Source organism: Streptomyces canus (assembly GCF_001514145.1).
GTDB classification, from domain to species: domain Bacteria; phylum Actinomycetota; class Actinomycetes; order Streptomycetales; family Streptomycetaceae; genus Streptomyces; species Streptomyces canus.
Window position 1 is genome coordinate 474,856 of sequence record NZ_KQ948656.1, and the last position, 17,473, is coordinate 492,328.

Annotated in this window: 16 protein-coding genes and 2 pseudogenes; 8 read left to right on the plus strand and 10 right to left on the minus strand. The window is 70.6% G+C overall.

The features are described 5' to 3' along the window. Positions 1 to 44 precede the first annotated feature (44 nt). Genes AQJ46_RS02080 through AQJ46_RS02090 form a run of 3 tightly spaced genes read left to right on the plus strand, consistent with a single transcriptional unit; the run spans position 45 to position 3,679 of the window. Positions 45 to 1,631 (plus strand): Na+/H+ antiporter, encoded by a 1,587-nt coding sequence (locus tag AQJ46_RS02080; RefSeq protein ID WP_059203904.1) that lies wholly within the window; start codon positions 45 to 47, stop codon positions 1,629 to 1,631. A 59-nt stretch (positions 1,632 to 1,690) separates the two neighbouring features. Then, the gene (locus AQJ46_RS02085; protein WP_059203905.1) at positions 1,691 to 2,650 is read left to right on the plus strand and encodes an amidohydrolase family protein; all 960 of its coding nucleotides are present in this window, start codon (positions 1,691 to 1,693) and stop codon (positions 2,648 to 2,650) included. Positions 2,651 to 2,692: 42 nt separating this feature from the next. Next, complete coding sequence (locus AQJ46_RS02090) at positions 2,693 to 3,679, plus strand: aldo/keto reductase (protein WP_059203906.1); 987 nt, start codon at positions 2,693 to 2,695, stop codon at positions 3,677 to 3,679. 42 nt (positions 3,680 to 3,721) lie between these two features. On the opposite strand, the gene AQJ46_RS02095 is transcribed toward AQJ46_RS02090, so the two are convergent. Continuing rightward, entirely contained in the window at positions 3,722 to 4,657 is a 936-nt protein-coding gene (locus AQJ46_RS02095) for a helix-turn-helix domain-containing protein (RefSeq protein ID WP_059203907.1), read from the minus strand. A gap of 129 nt (positions 4,658 to 4,786) precedes the next feature. Here AQJ46_RS02095 and AQJ46_RS02100 point away from each other — a divergent pair, with 129 nt between their 5' ends. Continuing rightward, on the plus strand, positions 4,787 to 5,818 hold the full coding sequence (locus AQJ46_RS02100) for a saccharopine dehydrogenase family protein (protein ID WP_208616855.1): 1,032 nt from the start codon (positions 4,787 to 4,789) through the stop codon (positions 5,816 to 5,818). 16 nt (positions 5,819 to 5,834) lie between these two features. Here the strand turns inward: AQJ46_RS02100 and AQJ46_RS02105 are convergent, their stop codons facing one another. Together AQJ46_RS02105 and AQJ46_RS02110 are read right to left on the minus strand one after the other, a co-directional pair. Continuing rightward, a complete protein-coding gene (locus AQJ46_RS02105; RefSeq protein WP_225887241.1) occupies positions 5,835 to 6,530 on the minus strand; it encodes an NADPH-dependent F420 reductase in 696 nt (231 codons plus the stop codon). Next, positions 6,527 to 7,339, minus strand: a complete 813-nt coding sequence (locus AQJ46_RS02110) for an inositol monophosphatase family protein (RefSeq protein ID WP_059203909.1) — start codon at positions 7,337 to 7,339, stop codon at positions 6,527 to 6,529. Before AQJ46_RS02110 ends, AQJ46_RS02105 begins: the two co-directional genes overlap by 4 nt. A gap of 115 nt (positions 7,340 to 7,454) precedes the next feature. On the opposite strand from AQJ46_RS02110, the gene AQJ46_RS02115 reads away from it, so the two are divergent. Then, complete coding sequence (locus AQJ46_RS02115; RefSeq protein WP_059203910.1) at positions 7,455 to 8,396, plus strand: LysR family transcriptional regulator; 942 nt, start codon at positions 7,455 to 7,457, stop codon at positions 8,394 to 8,396. 103 nt (positions 8,397 to 8,499) lie between these two features. Here AQJ46_RS02115 and AQJ46_RS58950 read toward each other — a convergent pair whose 3' ends face one another. Next, the gene (locus tag AQJ46_RS58950; RefSeq protein ID WP_404828353.1) at positions 8,500 to 8,967 is read right to left on the minus strand and encodes an ATP-binding protein; all 468 of its coding nucleotides are present in this window, start codon (positions 8,965 to 8,967) and stop codon (positions 8,500 to 8,502) included. A 195-nt stretch (positions 8,968 to 9,162) separates the two neighbouring features. Between AQJ46_RS58950 and AQJ46_RS56960 the strand changes: the two genes are divergently transcribed. Beyond that, complete coding sequence (locus tag AQJ46_RS56960) at positions 9,163 to 9,339, plus strand: hypothetical protein (protein WP_225887211.1); 177 nt, start codon at positions 9,163 to 9,165, stop codon at positions 9,337 to 9,339. A gap of 177 nt (positions 9,340 to 9,516) precedes the next feature. On the opposite strand, the gene AQJ46_RS56965 is transcribed toward AQJ46_RS56960, so the two are convergent. From AQJ46_RS56965 to AQJ46_RS02140, 5 genes and pseudogenes are all read right to left on the minus strand, one after another. Continuing rightward, positions 9,517 to 10,113: an ArnT family glycosyltransferase gene (locus AQJ46_RS56965; protein WP_225887242.1), complete on the minus strand. Its 597-nt coding sequence runs from the start codon at positions 10,111 to 10,113 to the stop codon at positions 9,517 to 9,519. A 26-nt stretch (positions 10,114 to 10,139) separates the two neighbouring features. Further along, positions 10,140 to 10,591: pseudogene (locus tag AQJ46_RS02125) on the minus strand (response regulator transcription factor); the annotation flags it as partial. 102 nt (positions 10,592 to 10,693) lie between these two features. Then, positions 10,694 to 11,716 carry a Clp protease N-terminal domain-containing protein gene (locus AQJ46_RS02130; protein WP_059203911.1) on the minus strand — a complete coding sequence of 341 codons (1,023 nt, stop codon included), beginning with the start codon at positions 11,714 to 11,716 and terminating at the stop codon, positions 10,694 to 10,696. Positions 11,717 to 11,852: 136 nt separating this feature from the next. Beyond that, positions 11,853 to 12,536, minus strand: coding sequence for a response regulator (locus AQJ46_RS02135; RefSeq protein ID WP_059203912.1), 684 nt, complete (start codon positions 12,534 to 12,536; stop codon positions 11,853 to 11,855). Positions 12,537 to 12,547: 11 nt separating this feature from the next. After that, the gene (locus tag AQJ46_RS02140; protein ID WP_079072076.1) at positions 12,548 to 14,551 is read right to left on the minus strand and encodes a sensor histidine kinase; all 2,004 of its coding nucleotides are present in this window, start codon (positions 14,549 to 14,551) and stop codon (positions 12,548 to 12,550) included. Between the two features lie 245 nt (positions 14,552 to 14,796). On the opposite strand from AQJ46_RS02140, the gene AQJ46_RS02145 reads away from it, so the two are divergent. Beyond that, the gene (locus AQJ46_RS02145) at positions 14,797 to 15,735 is read left to right on the plus strand and encodes a L,D-transpeptidase (RefSeq protein ID WP_059203913.1); all 939 of its coding nucleotides are present in this window, start codon (positions 14,797 to 14,799) and stop codon (positions 15,733 to 15,735) included. Here AQJ46_RS02145 and AQJ46_RS56970 read toward each other — a convergent pair. Next, positions 15,625 to 15,880, minus strand: a pseudogene (locus tag AQJ46_RS56970) (hypothetical protein); the annotation flags it as partial. The gene AQJ46_RS02145 and the pseudogene AQJ46_RS56970 overlap by 111 nt on opposite strands. A gap of 349 nt (positions 15,881 to 16,229) precedes the next feature. Here AQJ46_RS56970 and AQJ46_RS02150 point away from each other — a divergent pair. Next, a complete protein-coding gene (locus tag AQJ46_RS02150; protein WP_059203914.1) occupies positions 16,230 to 17,279 on the plus strand; it encodes a LacI family DNA-binding transcriptional regulator in 1,050 nt (349 codons plus the stop codon). The last annotated feature ends 194 nt before the right edge of the window (positions 17,280 to 17,473 follow it).

A 17,473-nucleotide genomic window follows, 5' to 3' on the forward strand; every position in this document is an offset into this window, starting at 1 on the left:
GCTTCGCCTCCATCGGCATCCGTCCCCTCCCAGGAGTAGGCGCCATGCTCGGTCTCGAACTCGTCGTCGCCCTGGGCGCGGCCGTGCTGCTGGGCAACGTCCTGGGCCGGCGCTTCCACGTCGCTCCGCCCGTCGTGCTGCTCGTCGTAGGCGCGCTGCTCGGTTTCGTCCCGGCCGTCCGCCAGACCCAACTCCCGCCCGAAGTCGTGTTGTTGCTCTTCCTGCCCGTGCTGTTGTACTGGGAGAGCCTGACCACGTCCATGCGGGAGATCCGGACGAACCTGCGCGGCATCGTCCTGCTCAGCACGGTCCTGGTGATCCTCACCGCGGGGGCCGTGGCAGTCGCCGGGCACAGGCTCGGACTGGCCTGGGGACCGGCGTGGGCGCTGGGCGCGGCCGTGGCTCCCACCGACGCCACAGCGGTCGGCGCCCTGGCCGGCTCCCTGCCGCGCCGTCAGATCACCGTGCTCCGAGCGGAAAGCCTCGTCAACGACGGCACGGCACTGGTCATCTTCGGCCTGGCGGTCGGCATCACCGTCGGCGAGGAGCACCTCACCCTGCCGCACGTCGGAGCGCTGTTCCTGCTGGCATACGGGGGCGGGGCAGCGGTCGGCGTGGCGGTCGCCCGGGTCAACATGAACCTGCGGCGCCGCCTGGACGATCCCCTCCTGGGCAACCTCGTCATGATCCTGGCGCCGTTCACGGCGTATCTGCTCGCGGAACTGATCCACGCCTCCGGTGTCCTCGCGGTCGTCGTGAGCGGGCTGATCATGGCCCAGGTGGCTCCCAGCCTCATCCGCGCCGAACATCGCCGACAGGCACTGGCCTTCTGGCCGCTGGCCACCTTCATCATCAACAGCGCGCTGTTCGTCCTCGTCGGCGTGGAACTCCAGTACGCACTGCACCACTTGAGCCGGTCCGACCTCCAGGACGCCCTGATCGCGGTCGGCGTGGTCAGCGTGGTCCTGGTCGCGGTCCGGATCGCGTTCCTGTTCTCCTCCGCCTACCTGATCCGCGCCATCGACCGGCGTCCCCAGCAGCGACAGCGGAGAATGACTCACCGGGCCCGTGTCGTCAGCGGTTTCGCGGGCTTCCGCGGCGCGGTGTCGCTCGCCGTGGCCCTCTCGGTGCCGGAGACGCTCGACTCGGGCGCGCCGTTCCCCGACCGCAACTTCATCGTCTTCGTCACCTCCGGCGTCATCGTGGTGACCCTCGTGGTGCAGGGACTGCTGCTGCCCGGCGTGGTGCGCTGGGCCCGGCTGCCGCGCGACACGTCCGTCGACGCGGAAGAGGTGCTCGCCGAGACGAAGGCGACCGAGGAAGCCATCGAGGCACTGCCCCGACTCGCTGCCGAACAGGGCACCACCCCGAAAGTCGTGGAGTGGCTGCGCCAGGAGTACGAAGCACACCTCGCGACCGTACGGGCCAAAGGCACGGGCACCGACGGCGATCCCGCCCTGCTCCACAACCGCCACTACACCGACCTCCGCCTCGCCCTGATCGCCCACAGACGCGCAACCGTCGTACGCCTGCGCGACGAGCGAAAGATCGACGACACCGTGCTGCGCCGGCTCCAGGCCACCCTGGACAACGAAGAGGTACGCCTGGCCGGACGCGAGCAGGTGGAGTGAACGGGAGTCCGACACCCGGCCTTGCCCCAAGTCCCCCAGGAGAAGGGATCCCTCCTGCCATGTCCTCCGGCCTCATCGACGTCCACGCCCACCTCCTGCCCGACTTCTACGTCCAGCAGGCGGCAGCGGCGGGCCACGCGCACCCCGATGGCATGGGCGGCTGGCCGTCGTGGTCCGTGAAAGCACACCTGGACCTGATGGATCGCAACGGCATAGAGACCGCGATGCTGTCCATGTCCTCCCCCGGCGTGCACTTCGGCGACGACAAGGCGGCACGGCTCCTCGCCCGGCGCGTCAACGAGTACACCGCCGAACTGATCCGAGACCACCCCGGCCGCTTCGGCAACTTCGTGTCGCTTCCCCTGCCGGACGTGGACGCCTCGTTGGAGGAGATCGCCTTCGCCTACGACGAACTCGACGCCGACGGCGTGGCCCTGCTGACCCACACGCACGGTGTCTACCTGGGCGACCAGCGCCTCGAACCGGTCTTCGCGGAACTCGACCGCCGCCGGGCCGTGGTCTTCCTGCACCCCACCTCACCGGTGGGTTGGGAACAGTCCGCACTCGGTCGACCACGGCCGATGGTCGAGTACATCTTCGACACGGCCCGCACCGTCACGGACCTGGTGATGGCGGGCGTCGTGACGCGCTATCCCCGCATCCAGGTGATCGTTCCGCACTGCGGTGGCGCGGTACCCGTCCTGGCCGACCGCATCAACGAGTTCATGAGACTGTTCGTGCCCTCGGAGAACACGCCCGCCAAGGACGCGGTGCAGCAACTACGAGGCCTGTACTACGACATGGCGGGCACAGCCTTCCCACGCCAGGTCCCAGCGCTGCTGAAGCTCGTCGATCCGGACCGCGTGCTGTTCGGCAGCGACTACTGCTGGACCCCTCCCCCACTGGCCGACGCCCACATCGCGGCGATCGACGCGGCCGAGTCACCGGTGGAGGGAACCACCTGGCGGTCTCTGACGACGGCCAACGCCCAGCGCCTGTTCCCGGGGACGGCGCGGTAAGAGGCGAGCGTCGACCAGTACGGGCATCAACAAGGAGGAAAAATGCACACGCGAACGCTCGGGCAAGACCTCCGGGTATCCGCCATCGGCCTCGGTGCCATGGGAATGTCCCAGAGTTACGGCCCGAACCCCGGCGACCGAAACGACATGATCGCCGTACTCCGTGGCGCCGTCGACCGCGGGGTCACGTTCTTCGACACCGCTGAGGTGTACGGCCCCTACGTCAACGAGGAGCTCGTCGGCGAGGCCCTCGCTCCAGTGCGTGACCAAGTGGTGATCGCCACGAAGTTCGGATTCCGCATCGAGAACGGCGCCTCGGTCGGACTCGACAGCCGGCCCGAGCAGATCCGTGCCGTCGCCACGGCCTCCCTCAAGCGGCTCAGGCTTGAGAGGATCGACCTGTTCTACCAGCACCGCGTAGACCCAGAGGTGCCGATCGAAGACGTCGCCGGCACGGTCGCCGAGCTCGTGCAGGAGGGCAAGGTCCGCTCCTTCGGGCTCTCGGAGGCCGGCGCGGAGACCATCCGCCGTGCTCACTCGGTCCACCCGGTGACGGCAGTGCAGAGCGAGTACTCCCTGTGGACCCGGGATCCCGAGCCGCAGGTCCTGCCGACGTGCACGGCCCTCGGGATCGGGTTCGTACCCTTCAGCCCGCTCGGCAAGGGGTTCCTGACCGGGGCAGTGGACGCGTCGACGTCCTTCGCGGACGGCGACGTCCGCACGACGATTCCACGGTTCACGGCCGAGAACCGGGCGGCGAACCAGGCCCTCGTCGAACACATCGCGACACTCGCACAGGCCAAGGACGCCACACCTGGGCAGGTCGCGCTCGCCTGGCTGCTCGCGCGGCATCCGTCGATCGTCCCGATTCCCGGAACGCGGCGCATCGCGCGTATCGAGGAGAACATCGGCGCCACCCAACTGCCGCTCTCCGCCGACGAACTGGCGGACCTCAACGAACTGGCCGGCCGGGTCGGGGTGCAGGGTGACCGCTACAACGAGCACCACATGTCGCTGGTCGACAAATAGCCTTGAACGCGTACCACCCCACAGCGTCCAGCCCTCCTCCAGTCAGGGCCGGAAGGTGCGGCGGTAGGTGTCGGGTGGGACGCCGACGCTGCGGTGGAAGTGGCGGCGCAGAGTGGTTGCGGTGCCCATGCCAGTGGCCGCTGCGATGGTGTCCACGGTGGCGTCGGTGGTCTCCAGCAGTTCCTGGGCGTGGCGAATGCGCTGGGAGTGGAGCCATTGCAGTGGCGTGGTGCCGGTGAGGTGCTTGAAGTGGCGGCCGAGGTGGCGTGAACTCATGCGGGCCTGGCGGGCCAGGTCCTCCACGGTCAGCGGTTGGTCCAGTCGCTCCAGCGCCCAGGGGAAGAGCTCACCCAGGGGGTGGTTGCCTTCGGCAGGGAGGGGCGTGGCGATGAACTGGGCCTGGCCGCCGTCCCGGTGGGGTGGGACGACCAGGCGTCGGGCGATCTTGTTGGCGCTCGCCGAGCCGTGGTCGAGGCGGACCAGGTGCAGGCACAGGTCCATGGCGGCGGCCTTGCCCGCCGAGGTGAGGACGTCGCCGTTGTCGACGTACAGGACGTCCGGATCGACGGTGGCCGCCGGGTGGCGCCGGGCCAGTTCCCGCGTGTGGCCCCAGTGTGTGGTGGCGCGCCTGCCGTCGAGCAGTCCTGCCGCGCCCAGGACGAAGGCGCCTGTGCACAGTGAGGCCACGCGGGCACCGGCCGCGTGGGCCGCACGCACCGCTTCGACCAGCTCGGCGGGCGGGTCGCGGTCGGTGTCGGCCCAGCCAGGGACGATCACTGTGTCCGCGTGTGCGAGGTGCTCGAGCCCGTGGTCGGGTTCCAGGCGGAAGCGGCCGACGTGCACCGGACCGCTCCCGCAGAGGGAGAAGTCGTACCAGGGATCCACGATGTGGGTCAGGTCGGTTCCGAAGACCTCGACGGCCACGGACAGTTCGTAGTGGAGCATGCCGTCGGTGATGGCCAGTGCAACAGCGGTCATGTCCGAAACTGTACGCGGCATGTCGTTTCCGACACTCGTGCGGGGTGCTGCCGGAAGGACAGGATGGGCGTGTCAGGCCGCAGCGGATGGACCTCGCAGCGGGCGTTCGAGTGCACGGGGAGCAGTCTCATGGGGTCAGGTCAGCTGGTGACGGTGTTCGGCGCGTACGGTCACACCGGGCGGTTCGTGGTCGCGGAGCTGGCCGCGCGTGGGTTCGTCCCGGTGCTGTCCGGGCGCAATGCGCAGACCTTGGAGGAGTTGGCCGACGAGCACGGGTTGGAGGCCCGGCCGGCGTCGGTCGACGACCCGGCCTCGCTGGACCGGGCCCTGGCGGGAACGGCGGCGGTCATCAACTGCGCCGGCCCCTTCGCCTCGACCGTCGGCCCCGTGATCGAGGCCGCGCTCCGCGCGAGGATCCCCTACCTGGACGTGGCCGCCGAACTCGAGGCCAACCTCGACACCTTCGCCCATTACCGCGAGCGGGCCCGGGAGGCGGGAGCGGTGATCGTCCCGGCCATGGCCTTCTTCGGCGGCCTCGGCGACCTCCTGACCACCGCTGCGATGGGTGACTGGACCGAGGCCGACGAGGCGCACATCGCCTATGCGCTCAGCAACTGGCACCCCACCGCCGGTACCCGGCTCTCAGGCGCGGTCTCCCGCGAGAGACGTGGCGCCCACCGCCTGCGCTACAGCGGCGGACAGTGGGAACACCGCACCGACGCCGCGCCCCTCCTGGAATGGACCTTCCCGGAACCGATGGGACCCCGGCCGGTGATCGGGGAGTTCACGATGGCGGACGTGGTCACCGTCCCCCAGCACCTCTCCATCCCCGACGTGACCACCTACATGACGGCCGAGGCGGCCCGAGACGTCACCGCCCCCCACACGCCGGCCCCGACCGCCACCGACGGGAGCGGGCGCTCGAACCAGACCTTCCTCGTCGACGTCGTCGTCCGCTCCGGCGGAGCCGAACGCCGGGCCACGGCCGGCGGCCAGGACATCTACGCCGTCACCGCGCCCCTCGTCACCGAAGCCCTCGAGCGCGTCCTGACCGGCCGCACCAGGACCGTCGGCGTCGTCTCCGCCGGCGAGATCTTCGACGCCCCCGACTTCCTGCACGCGCTCGCCCCGCACATCACACTCGACCTGGTTTCGGTCTGAACCCTGTCTTGATGGGTCAGCGGGCGAGGGATACGGCGAAGGGCTTGAAGCCGTGTCGGCGCAGAATGTGGGGCACGACCAGGATCATGGCCTCGGTGGCGCGGGCCGTGGTGATGCCGCCGAGGTCCTCGATCCGTTCGGGCTGCCAGCCCAGGTCGCCGAGCAGGCCGGTGACGGTCCTCTTCGCGTCTTCGTCGTCGCCCGAGAGATAGGCGGTCGGTGGGGCGGCCAGGGTTTCGGGAGCGGTCATGACCATGAAAAGCATGGTGTTGAGGGTCTTGACCACATGGGTCTCGGGGAGCGCGGCCTGGAGCTTCTCGGCGAGGCTGCTGCCGGGATAGCACAGGTCGCCGGGCAGGCCGTCAGCGTCGCCACGGGTGGCGTTGGAGACGTCCATGAGGATCTTGCCGGCGAGTTCGGCGCGCAGGTCGGTGAGGCGCTCCAGGGAGCTGTCACCGGGTGTCGCGTTGATCACGACGTCCGCGGTGCGGGCAGTGGTGCGCTGGTCGGCGAAGGCGATCCGCGGGGCGAGCCCGGCGGTGCGGGCGGCGGTGTCTTCGGGTCTCCGGCCACCGAGGGTGACATGGTGTCCGGCTGCGGAGAGCTTGCCCGCGAGGTTGGTGCCGACGCGGCCGGCGCCCAGGATGCCGATGCTGGTCATACGGTGATGCTCCTTGCGGTATCGGGGTGAGGAGAAGGGACTTCCCGTCAGGCGGTCGACGCGAGGACCTTGAGGGCGGCGCCGTGGAGGCCGGGGGCTGCGGCGAGGAAGTCTTGGCTGCCGGTGTTCCAGGGGTCGCCCGTCAGGTCGGTGACGGTGCCTCCGGCCTCGGAGACCAGAAGGGCGCCGGCGACCAGGCCGGAGCGGACGTCGGAGAACTGCCAGAACGCGTCCATGCGTCCGGCGGCGACGTGGATGAGCTGCATCGTGGCGGGAACGGACACCCGCACGACCAGTCCGTTGATGAGCATCGCGGTGACGGAGTCACCGATCCGCCGGAAGGTGCGCTCGTCCTCGCCGGGCTTGGCCTGGCCGGTGCCGATGAGCGCCGCGCCCAGGTCGGTCTTGGCGGACACCTTCAGGGGCCGGTCGTTGAGGTGGGCACCGCCGCCGGCGACCGCGGTGTAGGTGTCGCCGGTCAGCGGCAGGTGGACGACGGTGAGCACCGGCTGGTTGTCGCGGACCAGGGTCGCGGTGACGGCCCAGTCGTCCATGCCGTGGACGTGGTTGATGTTGCCCTCGGCGGGGTCGACGACCCACCACTCCCCGGACGGGAGCGCGCCGCCGGCCAGCTCGTCCTCGGCCCACTGCGACCCCGGCCGGGCCCGCAGCAGCGGCTCCCGCAGCACGTCGAGCACCGCGTCGTCGTTGGCGTGGATCTCGCCCACGACCTCGCCCAGACTCACCCCCCGGGCATGCGAGGTGTGGCGGTCGAGCAGCGTGACGCCGGCGGTCTGCACCGCGGCTGTCACGTCGGACAGGAGCGTCGTACCGGCGTCGAAAGGCATGGCTGTGCTCATGGTGGACTCCCTGGTTTCGGTGGAATCGGGGCGGTTGTCTCGCCCCCGCACGTCGAAGGTAGGCCGCCCAGTCATTAACAACAAGTGCATGCTTGTCACTTGTAGAGTTACTGGCATGCAACTGGATCTGAACCTGCTCACAGCCCTGGATGCCCTGCTGGAAGAGGGCAGCGTCGCCGGTGCGGCAGCACGCCTCCACGTCACCGCACCGGCGATGAGCCGCTCCCTGGGCCGCATCCGCAAGGTCACCGGTGACCAGATCCTGGTCCGCACCGGCCGCAGCATGGTCCCCACCACCCGCGCGCTGGCCATGCGCGCCGAGGTCCACGCCCTCGTGCAGCAGGCCCACCACCTTCTGTCCGCGCAGCAGGAACTCGACCTGGCGGCTTTGGACCGGGTGTTCACCGTGCGCTGGCACGACGCCCTGACCGCCGCATGCGGCACCGCCCTGACCACGGCCGTTCACCATCAGGCCCCAGGCGTACGGCTGCGCCTGTCCGCCGAACCAGGGTCGGACGACGCCGAGTTGCGCCGGGGTGAGGTCGACCTCGAATCAGGCTCCAGCGTGCCGACGCTCCCCGACATCCGCCACCGCCTCGTCGGCAAGGACCGCCTGGTCGTCGCCGCCCGCCCAGGCCACCCGCTCACCGCAGGCCCGCTGAGCCTCGAGCGTTACGCGGCCGCCGAACACCTCACCGTTTCGCGGCGCGGAAGCCTGCGCGACCCGATCGATGACGCCCTGACCACACGCGGCCTCGAACGACGCGTCGTCGCCGTCGGGCCCACCGCCGCCTTCGCACTGCAACTCGCCCTCGACACCGACCTGATCGTCACCCTGCCCGACGCGGTCACCCGCACGGCCCGGGAACAACTCGGCCTGGCCACACTACCGCCGCCACTCCCGCTGCCCGACGTGCCCCTGTACCTGCTGTGGCACCAGCGCTACGACAACGACCGCGCCCACACCTGGCTACGAGACCTGGCCACCGAAACCGTCCGGGCACTGTTCACACCGACCGCCTCTCAACCGCCTCTCACCAACCGGACGGGGAAGTGACCGATACGCCTGGGGAATGCCATCCCCTCGCGGCCGTCCGCCCTGCGCCGGCCGCTGCGACCTCCCCGAGGGCCTCGGTCGTGGGGCCTCCTCCCGGACGCGATCAGCGGGACTCCCGGCCGGAGCCGGCCGCGGGCAGGACCAGGCGGAAGGTGCAGCCGCGGCCGGGGGCCGTGTCGAGTTCGAGGCGGCCACCATGGCCCTCGGCGATGGTCGCGGCGATGGCGAGGCCGAGGCCGCTGCCACCGTGGAGGCGAGAGCGGGCCGGGTCGGCGCGGTAGAAGCGCGCATGTTCGTCGGCATCCCGGACGGCATGCCCGACGGAAGGCCTCCGCCGTTGCCGCTCTGCCGGGGCATGCCGCCGCCTCCGCCGAAGCCGAGGGTCTGCGGACCGGCCGTCGGGTTGGAGCCGCCCATGCCGGTGGAGCCGGGCACGCTCACCGCCCAGGCTCCCGGGGCCACCAGAACCGACGTCACCGCCGCGCCCACGGCGACCGTCAGCAACCGGCCGTGCCGTCGGGACAGCACCAGCAGGACCACGGCGGCGCAGCCCACGAGCAGCACCGGCCACACCAGCCGGCCGTTCCAGTCGGGTTCACGGCGGATCAGCGCCACCGCCCAGATCACGCTCACCGCGACCCCGGCCACGCCGGCCAGGGGCGCCCAGCTCAGGCCTGCACGGTGCGCGCGGACCAGGGCGGCCGTCATTCCGCCGCACAGAGCGGCGACGGCGGGCGCGAGTTGGGTGGTGTAGTAGGGGTGGAGGATGCCCTTCTGCGACGAGTACACGGCGGCGCAGACCACCAGCCAGGTACCCCACAACAGCCAACCGGAGGACGGCAGCAGGGCGGAGGCGGGCAGCTTCCCGCGTCGGTGCAGTACCGCCACGACGACGGCGACGACCATGGCCACGGCGCACAGCGGCAGCAGCCAGCTGATCTGACCGCCCGCCTGTGTGTCGAACATCCGGGTCAGGCCGTACTCACCGCCGAACCCGCCGGCGAACCCGCCTCCGCCTCCCATGCCCTGGGGTGCTCCGTCACCGGAGCCGAACACCCGCCCCAGACCGTTGTAGCCGATCACCAGGTCCCAGGCCGAACCGTCCTCGCTGCCGCCGATGTTAGGGACGGTCGCCCGGCCACAGGGCGACCATGGCGACCATGGCGACCCACCACAAGGAGGACGCCGCCAGGATGGCTCCCGCGCCCAGCAGACGCCGCACTCGCGGTATCCAGGGGCCGCTTCCTCCCACGAGCCAGGCGACGGCGAACGCGGGGATGACCATCCAGGCGGCGAGCATTTTGGTGAGGAATCCGCACCCGATCAGGAAGCCGCTCGCGCACAGCCACCAGGTCGCGGCCCGGCCCTCGGCCTGCAGTGCGCGGGTGAGCGCGTACGCCGCGGACACCAGCAGCAGGACCAGCAGGGTGTCGGGGTTGTTGTCCCGGTTGATGGCCACGGTGATGGGCGTGAGGGTGAGGACCAGGGCGGCGACCAACGCCGCGCCCTCTCCCGCCCAGCGGCGCACGATGCGGTGCAGCACCAGCACCGCGGCCACTCCTTCGAGCACCTGCGGCAGGATCAGCGCCCATCCGTGCAGCCCGAAGATCTCGCTGCTGATCACCTGTGGCCACAGGGCGGCCGGCGGTTTGTCGACCGTGACCACGCCGGCCGGGTCGAAGGCGCCGAAGAGGAAGTTCGTCCAGCTCTGCCCCATCGACTTCACGGCGCCGAGTAGTAGCTTCGCGGATTGCGTACGTAGGTATCGACGATGCGGGCGTCTCCCGCGAAGTCGTAGTGCCATACCTCGGACAGGATCTCCTTCTTGCCCACCACGCGCTCCGGCCGCGCCAGCAGACAGACCAGCAGCCGGAACCCGGTGGGCGACAGCTGGATCGGCAGGCCCGCCCGCGACACCTCGTGCGTCTGCTCGTCCAGCACCAGATCGGCGTACCGCAGGGGCGGCCGCCTGGCCCCGCCGCCCGGTGGCATGTCACTGCGCCGAAGGATGGCACGGACGCGCAGCAGTACCCCTTGTACATGGAAGGGCTTGGTGACGTAGTCGTCCCCGCCGGAGCTGAGGCCGATGATGCGGTCCTCGACGTCTCGCGGGCCGTCAGGAACAGCACGGGGGTGTAGAGGCCCTCCGCGCGCAGATGCCGGGTCACCGCGAAGCCGTCGATGTCCGGGAGACGCAGAGCAACGGAGCTTGTGTCCACCCGTCCGGCACTGACGGCGTGCGGGTACGCGGCGTCCGCGCAGCAGGCAGGCCGACGAGCCCGCGACCGCATGCCCGGTCAGCCGACGGGCCTCCCAGTCAGCGTGTCGATCAGCTGCCGGGCGCGGGTCTGCTCCCGCAGGAGGGTTTCGACCAGGGGGCCGGTGCTCGCCGCGCTCATCAGGTTCTGGCCCGTGGCCTCGTGGAGGTATTCCTCGGCGGGCCGGACGTCCGCCGTCAGGGCGATGCAGTCACCGGCCGTCAGTACGCGGTGGACCGAGACGTAGTCGACACCCAGACGGGCTAGTTGCTCACCGCCCGCGTACCGATCGTCCTGGCCGGTGCCGCGCTCCCCCACCAAGTGCGGGTGGCTGAGGGCGACCTCGTGGGTGGCCAGGACCGCGAGCAGTATGTGTTCGGTGCCCACCGCCCGGTCGCCCAGACGGCGGGCCTGCTCGTAAGTTTCCAGCCCAACCCAACCAGCCGGTGAAGCAGCCCAGTTGACGCCGCTCAGCTTGGTCAGCCACCGCATCCACCAGGACATCCGGCGGTAGTGGCTACGGCCGAGGAGTACGTCGCGGGTGGCGCGCAGCAGCGGGTCGAGGCCGTCCTGGTTGCCGCCCGAGCCGCCGTCGAGGCGGTCGAGCACGGCCCGGGGCGAGATGCCGCACGCCTCCAGCAGTTCCGCGGCCCGGTTGTCCTCGGCCAGCAGTCCCCTGAGCAGATGCGTGGCCCCGAACTTTCCCGCGTCCTCCTGCCGCGCGTGCTCCATCGCCGCGCTCAGCGCTCTGGCCGCGGCGCCCGTGAACGAGGTGCGGCGATCCCCGTCCTCCCCCAGGACGTCCTGCGAGACGACGCTGTGCTCCGCCTCGTCGTCGGCGCTCCACGCGCCGTCCTTGTCCGTCCGGTCCCTCAACACCGCCAGCAGCGTTGTCCTGGTCGCCCCTTCGGCCGCGAGCACTTCGCGTGCAGGTCCCTTGGACGTGGTGATGGCGGCCAGCAGGTGCTCGGTCCCCATCGCTCCCCCGGCGTCCGCACGCGCGCCACGAGCGGCTCCCAGGATGCCCACGATGTTCCAGTCGGGGGACTTGATCGCTTCCATATGGCCTTCCTCTTCCCGCCGTTCCTGCTGAGCAGCCTCTCGGACAGGGGCGGGCGGGCGCGTCGGCACAAAGACGGATCTGCTTCTGCACCTTTGGATAGAGGTGGCTGGACAGAACCGGCTCGGCACACGGGGTTCAGCCGCGCTGTGGCTTCGGCCGTACCAGGCCGGTGTCGTACGCGAAGATCGTCGCCTGCACCCGGTCCCGTAGATCCAGCTTGTTCAGGAGAGCGTTGACATGGGTCTTCACCGTGCCCGTGGCGACGCCGAGGCGTTCGGCGATCTCGGCGTTGGCGAGCCCGGTGGCGATCAAGGAGAGGACCTCGCGTTCACGGGGAGTGAGGGCGGCGAGGGGCTCGGCCCGCGGGGCGGGGGCCGTCGCGGTGAACGTATCGATCAGGCGGCGGGTGATGGCAGGGGCCAGCATGGCCTCGCCGGCGACCACCACCCTGAGCGCCGCGAGGAGTTCGGCCGGTTCGGCGTCCTTGAGGAGGAACCCTGAGGCCCCGGCGCGCAGGGCCTCGTAAACGTACGAGTCGAGGTCGAAGGTGGTCAGGACGAGCACCTTGGGCAGGTGGCCCGACGTCGGTCCGGTCAGCAGTCCCGTCGCCGTGAGACCGTCCATCTCGGGCATGCGGATGTCCATCAGGACCACGTCCGGGGTCAGCCGGCCGGCCTGCGCGACCGCTTCGGCGCCGTCACCCGCCTCACCGACGACCACGAAGTCGGGTTCCGCGTCGACGATGGCCGCGAACCCGGCGCGGACCACGGCCTGGTCGTCGACGACCAGGACCCGGGCGGGAGTGGAGGGCGAGGTCATGAGGGGTGATTTTATCGATCCTCCAGTGAAGACTTTGCCGCGCCCTCGACAGGGGGCGTGAGCGGACCGTCAGCTGGGGTGCCGTCCCGCAGACTGCCCAGGAGTTCGCGCATCGCCGCCAGCGCCTCACGCGCCGCCGGCGCCACGTCGTCCAGGCGGCCCGCCTCCGCGGCGGCGACCATGCCGGCGGTCCGGTCGAGCACGGCGGCACGCAGCCCGGCGGCGATCCGCTGCCGTTCCCGATGCGCCGCGCCGAGCGCTTCGTGGACGACCGCGCCCAGTTCAGCGTCCTCGCGGCCAACGATCCGCCCGCGCCTGGACCGCAGGAGAAAGCCCGCAAGCCACGCGCAGCCGAACACCGGCAGCAGCAGGACCGTCAGAGCGAACACGCCGATCCCCACCGCAAGCGCACCGGCCGGCTCGCCGTCGATGATGCCGTCGCGCGCCGCCGTCATCGACACCGCTGTGGCCAGTACGGGCGCGGCCAGGGGCACTGACGCCCAGGTCGCCCACGGATCACGGCCGTAGGCGGCCACCGCGTACACCCCGCCCACCAGCGCGCAGACGCCCGCGGCCAGGGCCGGCCAGGGGTCCGCGGCGGAGCCGGGCACCCACGGCCACAGCCAGGACGCCGTGAGCAGGGCGGCCAGCACCGGCCAGGGCGCCACCCGCCGCCACAGCAATGGCAGCAGCTGCACCACCGACAACGCGCCCAGCAGCGCCAAATCCAGTCCGTGCCGGTCCCCGGTGAACAAGAACACCGCGGCAAGAACTGCGGCGGCCGGCAGCAGAGCGTGCGAGGCGAGGCGCCCGTCCAGTACCCGCACCCGCCCGGCCGAGAGGCGGGCGGGCCGCCCCGCGTGGACCGGCAGTTCCGCCCGTACGGACCAACCGGCGGCCGGGCCCGCTCCCGGCCCGGCGGTCACCGTGCCGCCGACCGCCTCGGCCCGTTCACGCATGCCGGCCATGCCCCGCCCCGACCCGAGGCCCCGGCGGCCTGCGCCCGCCTCCGCATCCGTACGAGATCCTCCGTCGTCGTCGACGGTGAGGGCGAGCCATCCGTCGCCCAGGTCCCGCACGCCGACGCGTACGACCGCGCCCGGGGCGTAGCGCAGCGTGTTCGTGAGGGCCTCCCTGGCGATGCCGAACACCGCCTCCGCGACCTGGGCGCCGGCTCCCGTGCCGCCCTCGACGCTTGTGATCTCCACACGCTGCCCGAGACGGACGAAACCACCGGCGAGTTCTTCGATACGGGCGCCCAGCGGCACGTCGTCGCTCTCCTCGGCCGTCCCCAGCGAAGTGACCAGACGCTGCACAGTGGCCAGGGTCTCGCGGCCCGTGCGGGCCGAGAAGTCGAGCGCCTCGGCGGCGAGTTCGGGACGGCGCGCCGCCAAGTGCCGGGCGGCTTCGGCGGTGACGACCACGGAAGTGAGCTGGTGGGCGCTGACGTCGTGCAACTCCCGTGCCAGCCTGCGCCGTTCCCTCACCCCCGCCGTCCTCGCCTCGACCCGGGCCCCGGCCAGGTGCGCGGCCGCCCGGGCGCGCGCGGCCCTCTGGTGGGCACGGCCCCGGCCGGCCCCGACGGCACCGAGGTACAACACGACGGTGACCGCAACACCGGCGCCGGCAGACAGACCCCCGCCATCGACGGCGAAGTCGATCAGCGCCTCATAACAGACGAGCACCCCGACGGCCCGCAGCGTCACGGGCAGGGTGGTACGGACGGCGACGCCGTACACGGCGACCACCTCACCCAAGAACACGAACACCTGGACCGCGTCCGAAGCCGCCACGGCCAGAGCCACTCCGTAGCAGACGGCGACCCCGGCCAACGCCACCAACGGCATCCGCCGCCGCAGCCCCAGCGCGACACTCACCCCACCCGCGACGCCCAGCACGACTCCGGGTTCCTGCCGAAAGCCGCCGTACCCGCCGTCCAGCACCTGCGGCCCCGGCCACACCAGAAGAAAAGCCGCGACAGTCAACGGCAGCAGCCAGTTCCGCAACGATTCCATCAGGACACGAGCCTACGACGCACCCTCCCTCCGCCACGCCCTGCACCGGGCCGCCCGTCGTCCCCGTCCTGCTTCGTGGCACCGCACCGAACTTGGGACAGGCTTTGCGCGACGCACGCAACTGCGGACCACGCCATCTCTGTCTGACAGGGGGACGGGCCCGTCAGGGCCGAACAGCGAGAAGACCGGGGCAGTTCGTGAGACGGCGCAAGGGCAGCATATGGATCGCATTCGTCACGGGTGTGATGCTGGTGGGCGCGAGCGCATGCGGCGCAGGCGGAAGTGACAAGACGAGCGGGGACGACGCAAAGGCGTCGGGAAAGCCGAGCACGAGCACCTCTCCGTCACCGACGACACCCGCGGGCCCGCCCATGCTGCTGGAGACGATCACCCCACAGACGGGAACCACGGTGGGCGTGGCCATGCCGATCTCGGTGATCTTCACGAACCCGGTGGCAGCCAAGGCTCGGGCCACAGTGGAAAAGCACATGAAGGTGAGCGCCTCCCAGGCCGTGGTCGGCGCCTGGCACTGGATGGGCGACAAGCGCGCCGACTGGCGCCCGAAGTCGTATTGGCCCTCCGATACGACGGTGAAGATCGACGCCGATATGAAGGGTGTCAGCAACGGCAACGGACGCTACGGCGTACACAGCTACACGCACACCTTCAAGATCGGTGACGACGTGCGCGCGGATGTCTCGGTGACCGGCCACACCATGAAGGTGACCCGGAACGGCGCGCCGGTGCGCACCCTGTCGATCAACGCGGGCAGCGCCGAGTATCCGACGTGGGACGGCACGATGGCGGTCATCGACAAGCAGGAGAAGGTCCACATGACTTCCTGCAGCGTCGGTATCAGCTGCGACAAGGGCAGCCCCAACTACTACGACCTGACACTTCCCTGGGACATCCACCTCACCCAGTCCGGCACCTACGTCCACTACTCGACCGGCGACCCGAACCCGGGCAGCGGCAGCGCCCGCGGCTCCCACGGTTGTGTCCACCTGTCCCTGGCGGACGCCAAGTGGTTCTACGGTCAGGTCAAGCAGGGCGACCCCATCACCATCACCGGCTCACCCCGTGGCAAGGCCCCGGCCGACAACGGCTACGCCGACTTCAACCTGGGCTGGGACCAGTGGCTCGCGGGCAGCGCCTCCGGAGAGGGTACGACCGCCGCCCTGTGACGCGCCGCCGTCGTACCCCTTCACCTCACCGAAGCGCCGGCCTTCCATCCAGTCCTGCCGCGCCTGAACATGACGAGTTCCTCCTCGGACGGCTCGCCACCCAGGAGCATCAAGCCGCGTCCGACTCGGCGGACAGCACGAGTTCGGGCGCGGGGGACGGCTGCGGGATCGGCTGGACATGCCTGGGATGTTCAGTGTGAAGCGGCATCCGACGTGCGCTAAGTGGATTGATGCGCTTCAATCGGTCGGCCCTGGGACTCGCCCGATTGCCCACATCAGTGGACCGCCGTTCCGGCACCCGCAAGCACTCCTCTGCCGCTGGCAGGCGTTGCCGGGGGGTGCGTCTGAAGGCACATATTGGAGCGCTTCAACGCGTTTCGTGTATTCTGCGGCTTGTCCGCGACTGGCGGTCGCGGCCTGAACGAGACCAGAGGTCGAGGAGCACTGTGGCAACGGCCCGTCCGCGAGCAGTACAGGGGCATGCCGGTCCGAGCATGCAGGACGTCGCCGACGCCGCAGGCGTCTCGGTCGGCACCGTCTCCAACGTCCTGAACCATCCGGCGAAGGTGAGCCCCGCGACGGCCGAGCGCGTCCGCGAAGCCATCAGCCGTCTGGGTTTCGTCCGCAACGACGCCGCCCGGTCGCTGGTGTCGGGCTCGACCAACAGCATCGGCATGGTGCTCGCCGACATCGAGAACTCCCTGTTCATCGACATGGCGCACGGCGCCCAGGACGCCGCCCGCGCGGTCGGCCAGAACCTGCTGCTCGCGAACACGGCGTGCGACATGACGCTTCAGGACAACTATCTGGACCTGTTCGACGAGTCCCGGGTGACCGGGGTGCTGCTGGCTCCGATGGAGGACTCCTCCGCCGGTATCGCACGCATCCGTTCGCACGGGCGCCAGGTCGTGCTCCTCAACTACTCCCCCAAGCCGGGCACATGCTGTTCGGTGCTGGTCAACAACGAGCACGTCGGATATCTGGCGGCCCGCCATCTCATCGACTCGGGTCGCACACGACTGGCCTATGTGGCCGCACACGACGACTACCAGCCGGTGCGCGACAGACGCAGGGGCGTGCGCGCGGCGGTCGAGGAGGCGGGCCCCGGCGTCACCCTGGAGGAGATCGACAGCGGTGGCCTGACCACGCCCTACGGCCATGCGGTCGGGCAGGATCTCGCGCGGAGAGCACCCGCCGATCTACCGGACGGCCTCATGGTCGTCACCGATGAACTGGCCAATGCCATCATCCACGAACTGCACGCCGTGGCAGGAATCCGGGTGCCCGACCAGGTCGCCGTCGTGGGGTGCGAGAACAACCGCGCGGCGGGCGCCGCGGCCGTTCCGCTGACCGCGGTGGACATGCCGGGGCGGATGATGGGCCGGGAAGCGATCCGTCTGCTGATGGACGAGGTGGCCTCGGGCGAGCAGCACCGTCACGCCACCGTCGTACTGGAACCCGAGCTGATCGTCCGCGCCAGCGCGCCGCGCTCAGGGGTCGGCGTCGGCACGTCGAGTGATCGTTCGCGCGGCGCGCAGAGCTGATCGTCCGGGCCTGCGCGCGCTCACGCCGTCCGTCCCGACGCCCGTGTCGTCAGCCCGCGCCGAGGTCCGGGCCGACCGTCCAACTCTCCTCTCCTCTCCAGCTGTTCGTCACTTCACGCTGACGGCAGCCCCTCCAGACGACCGCCCCGCAGCCCTCAGCGCGGTTCGGAAACATCCATGACGGCTCCTTGACA

Excerpts from the sequence above, each read along its gene's own strand:
- AQJ46_RS02140 (WP_079072076.1), bottom strand. The coding sequence starts at position 14,551 with ATGGAATCGTTGCGGAACTGGCTGCTGCCGTTGACTGTCGCGGCTTTT.
- AQJ46_RS02090 (WP_059203906.1), top strand. The coding sequence starts at position 2,693 with ATGCACACGCGAACGCTCGGGCAAGACCTCCGGGTATCCGCCATCGGC.
- AQJ46_RS02130 (WP_059203911.1), bottom strand. The coding sequence starts at position 11,716 with ATGGAAGCGATCAAGTCCCCCGACTGGAACATCGTGGGCATCCTGGGA.
- AQJ46_RS02080 (WP_059203904.1), top strand. The coding sequence starts at position 45 with ATGCTCGGTCTCGAACTCGTCGTCGCCCTGGGCGCGGCCGTGCTGCTG.
- AQJ46_RS02085 (WP_059203905.1), top strand. The coding sequence starts at position 1,691 with ATGTCCTCCGGCCTCATCGACGTCCACGCCCACCTCCTGCCCGACTTC.
- AQJ46_RS02145 (WP_059203913.1), top strand. The coding sequence starts at position 14,797 with ATGCTGGTGGGCGCGAGCGCATGCGGCGCAGGCGGAAGTGACAAGACG.
- AQJ46_RS02150 (WP_059203914.1), top strand. The coding sequence starts at position 16,230 with ATGCAGGACGTCGCCGACGCCGCAGGCGTCTCGGTCGGCACCGTCTCC.
- AQJ46_RS56965 (WP_225887242.1), bottom strand. The coding sequence starts at position 10,113 with ATGGGGCAGAGCTGGACGAACTTCCTCTTCGGCGCCTTCGACCCGGCC.
- AQJ46_RS02115 (WP_059203910.1), top strand. The coding sequence starts at position 7,455 with ATGCAACTGGATCTGAACCTGCTCACAGCCCTGGATGCCCTGCTGGAA.
- AQJ46_RS02095 (WP_059203907.1), bottom strand. The coding sequence starts at position 4,657 with ATGACCGCTGTTGCACTGGCCATCACCGACGGCATGCTCCACTACGAA.
- AQJ46_RS02110 (WP_059203909.1), bottom strand. The coding sequence starts at position 7,339 with ATGAGCACAGCCATGCCTTTCGACGCCGGTACGACGCTCCTGTCCGAC.
- AQJ46_RS02100 (WP_208616855.1), top strand. The coding sequence starts at position 4,787 with ATGGGGTCAGGTCAGCTGGTGACGGTGTTCGGCGCGTACGGTCACACC.
- AQJ46_RS56960 (WP_225887211.1), top strand. The coding sequence starts at position 9,163 with ATGCCCTTCTGCGACGAGTACACGGCGGCGCAGACCACCAGCCAGGTA.
- AQJ46_RS02135 (WP_059203912.1), bottom strand. The coding sequence starts at position 12,536 with ATGACCTCGCCCTCCACTCCCGCCCGGGTCCTGGTCGTCGACGACCAG.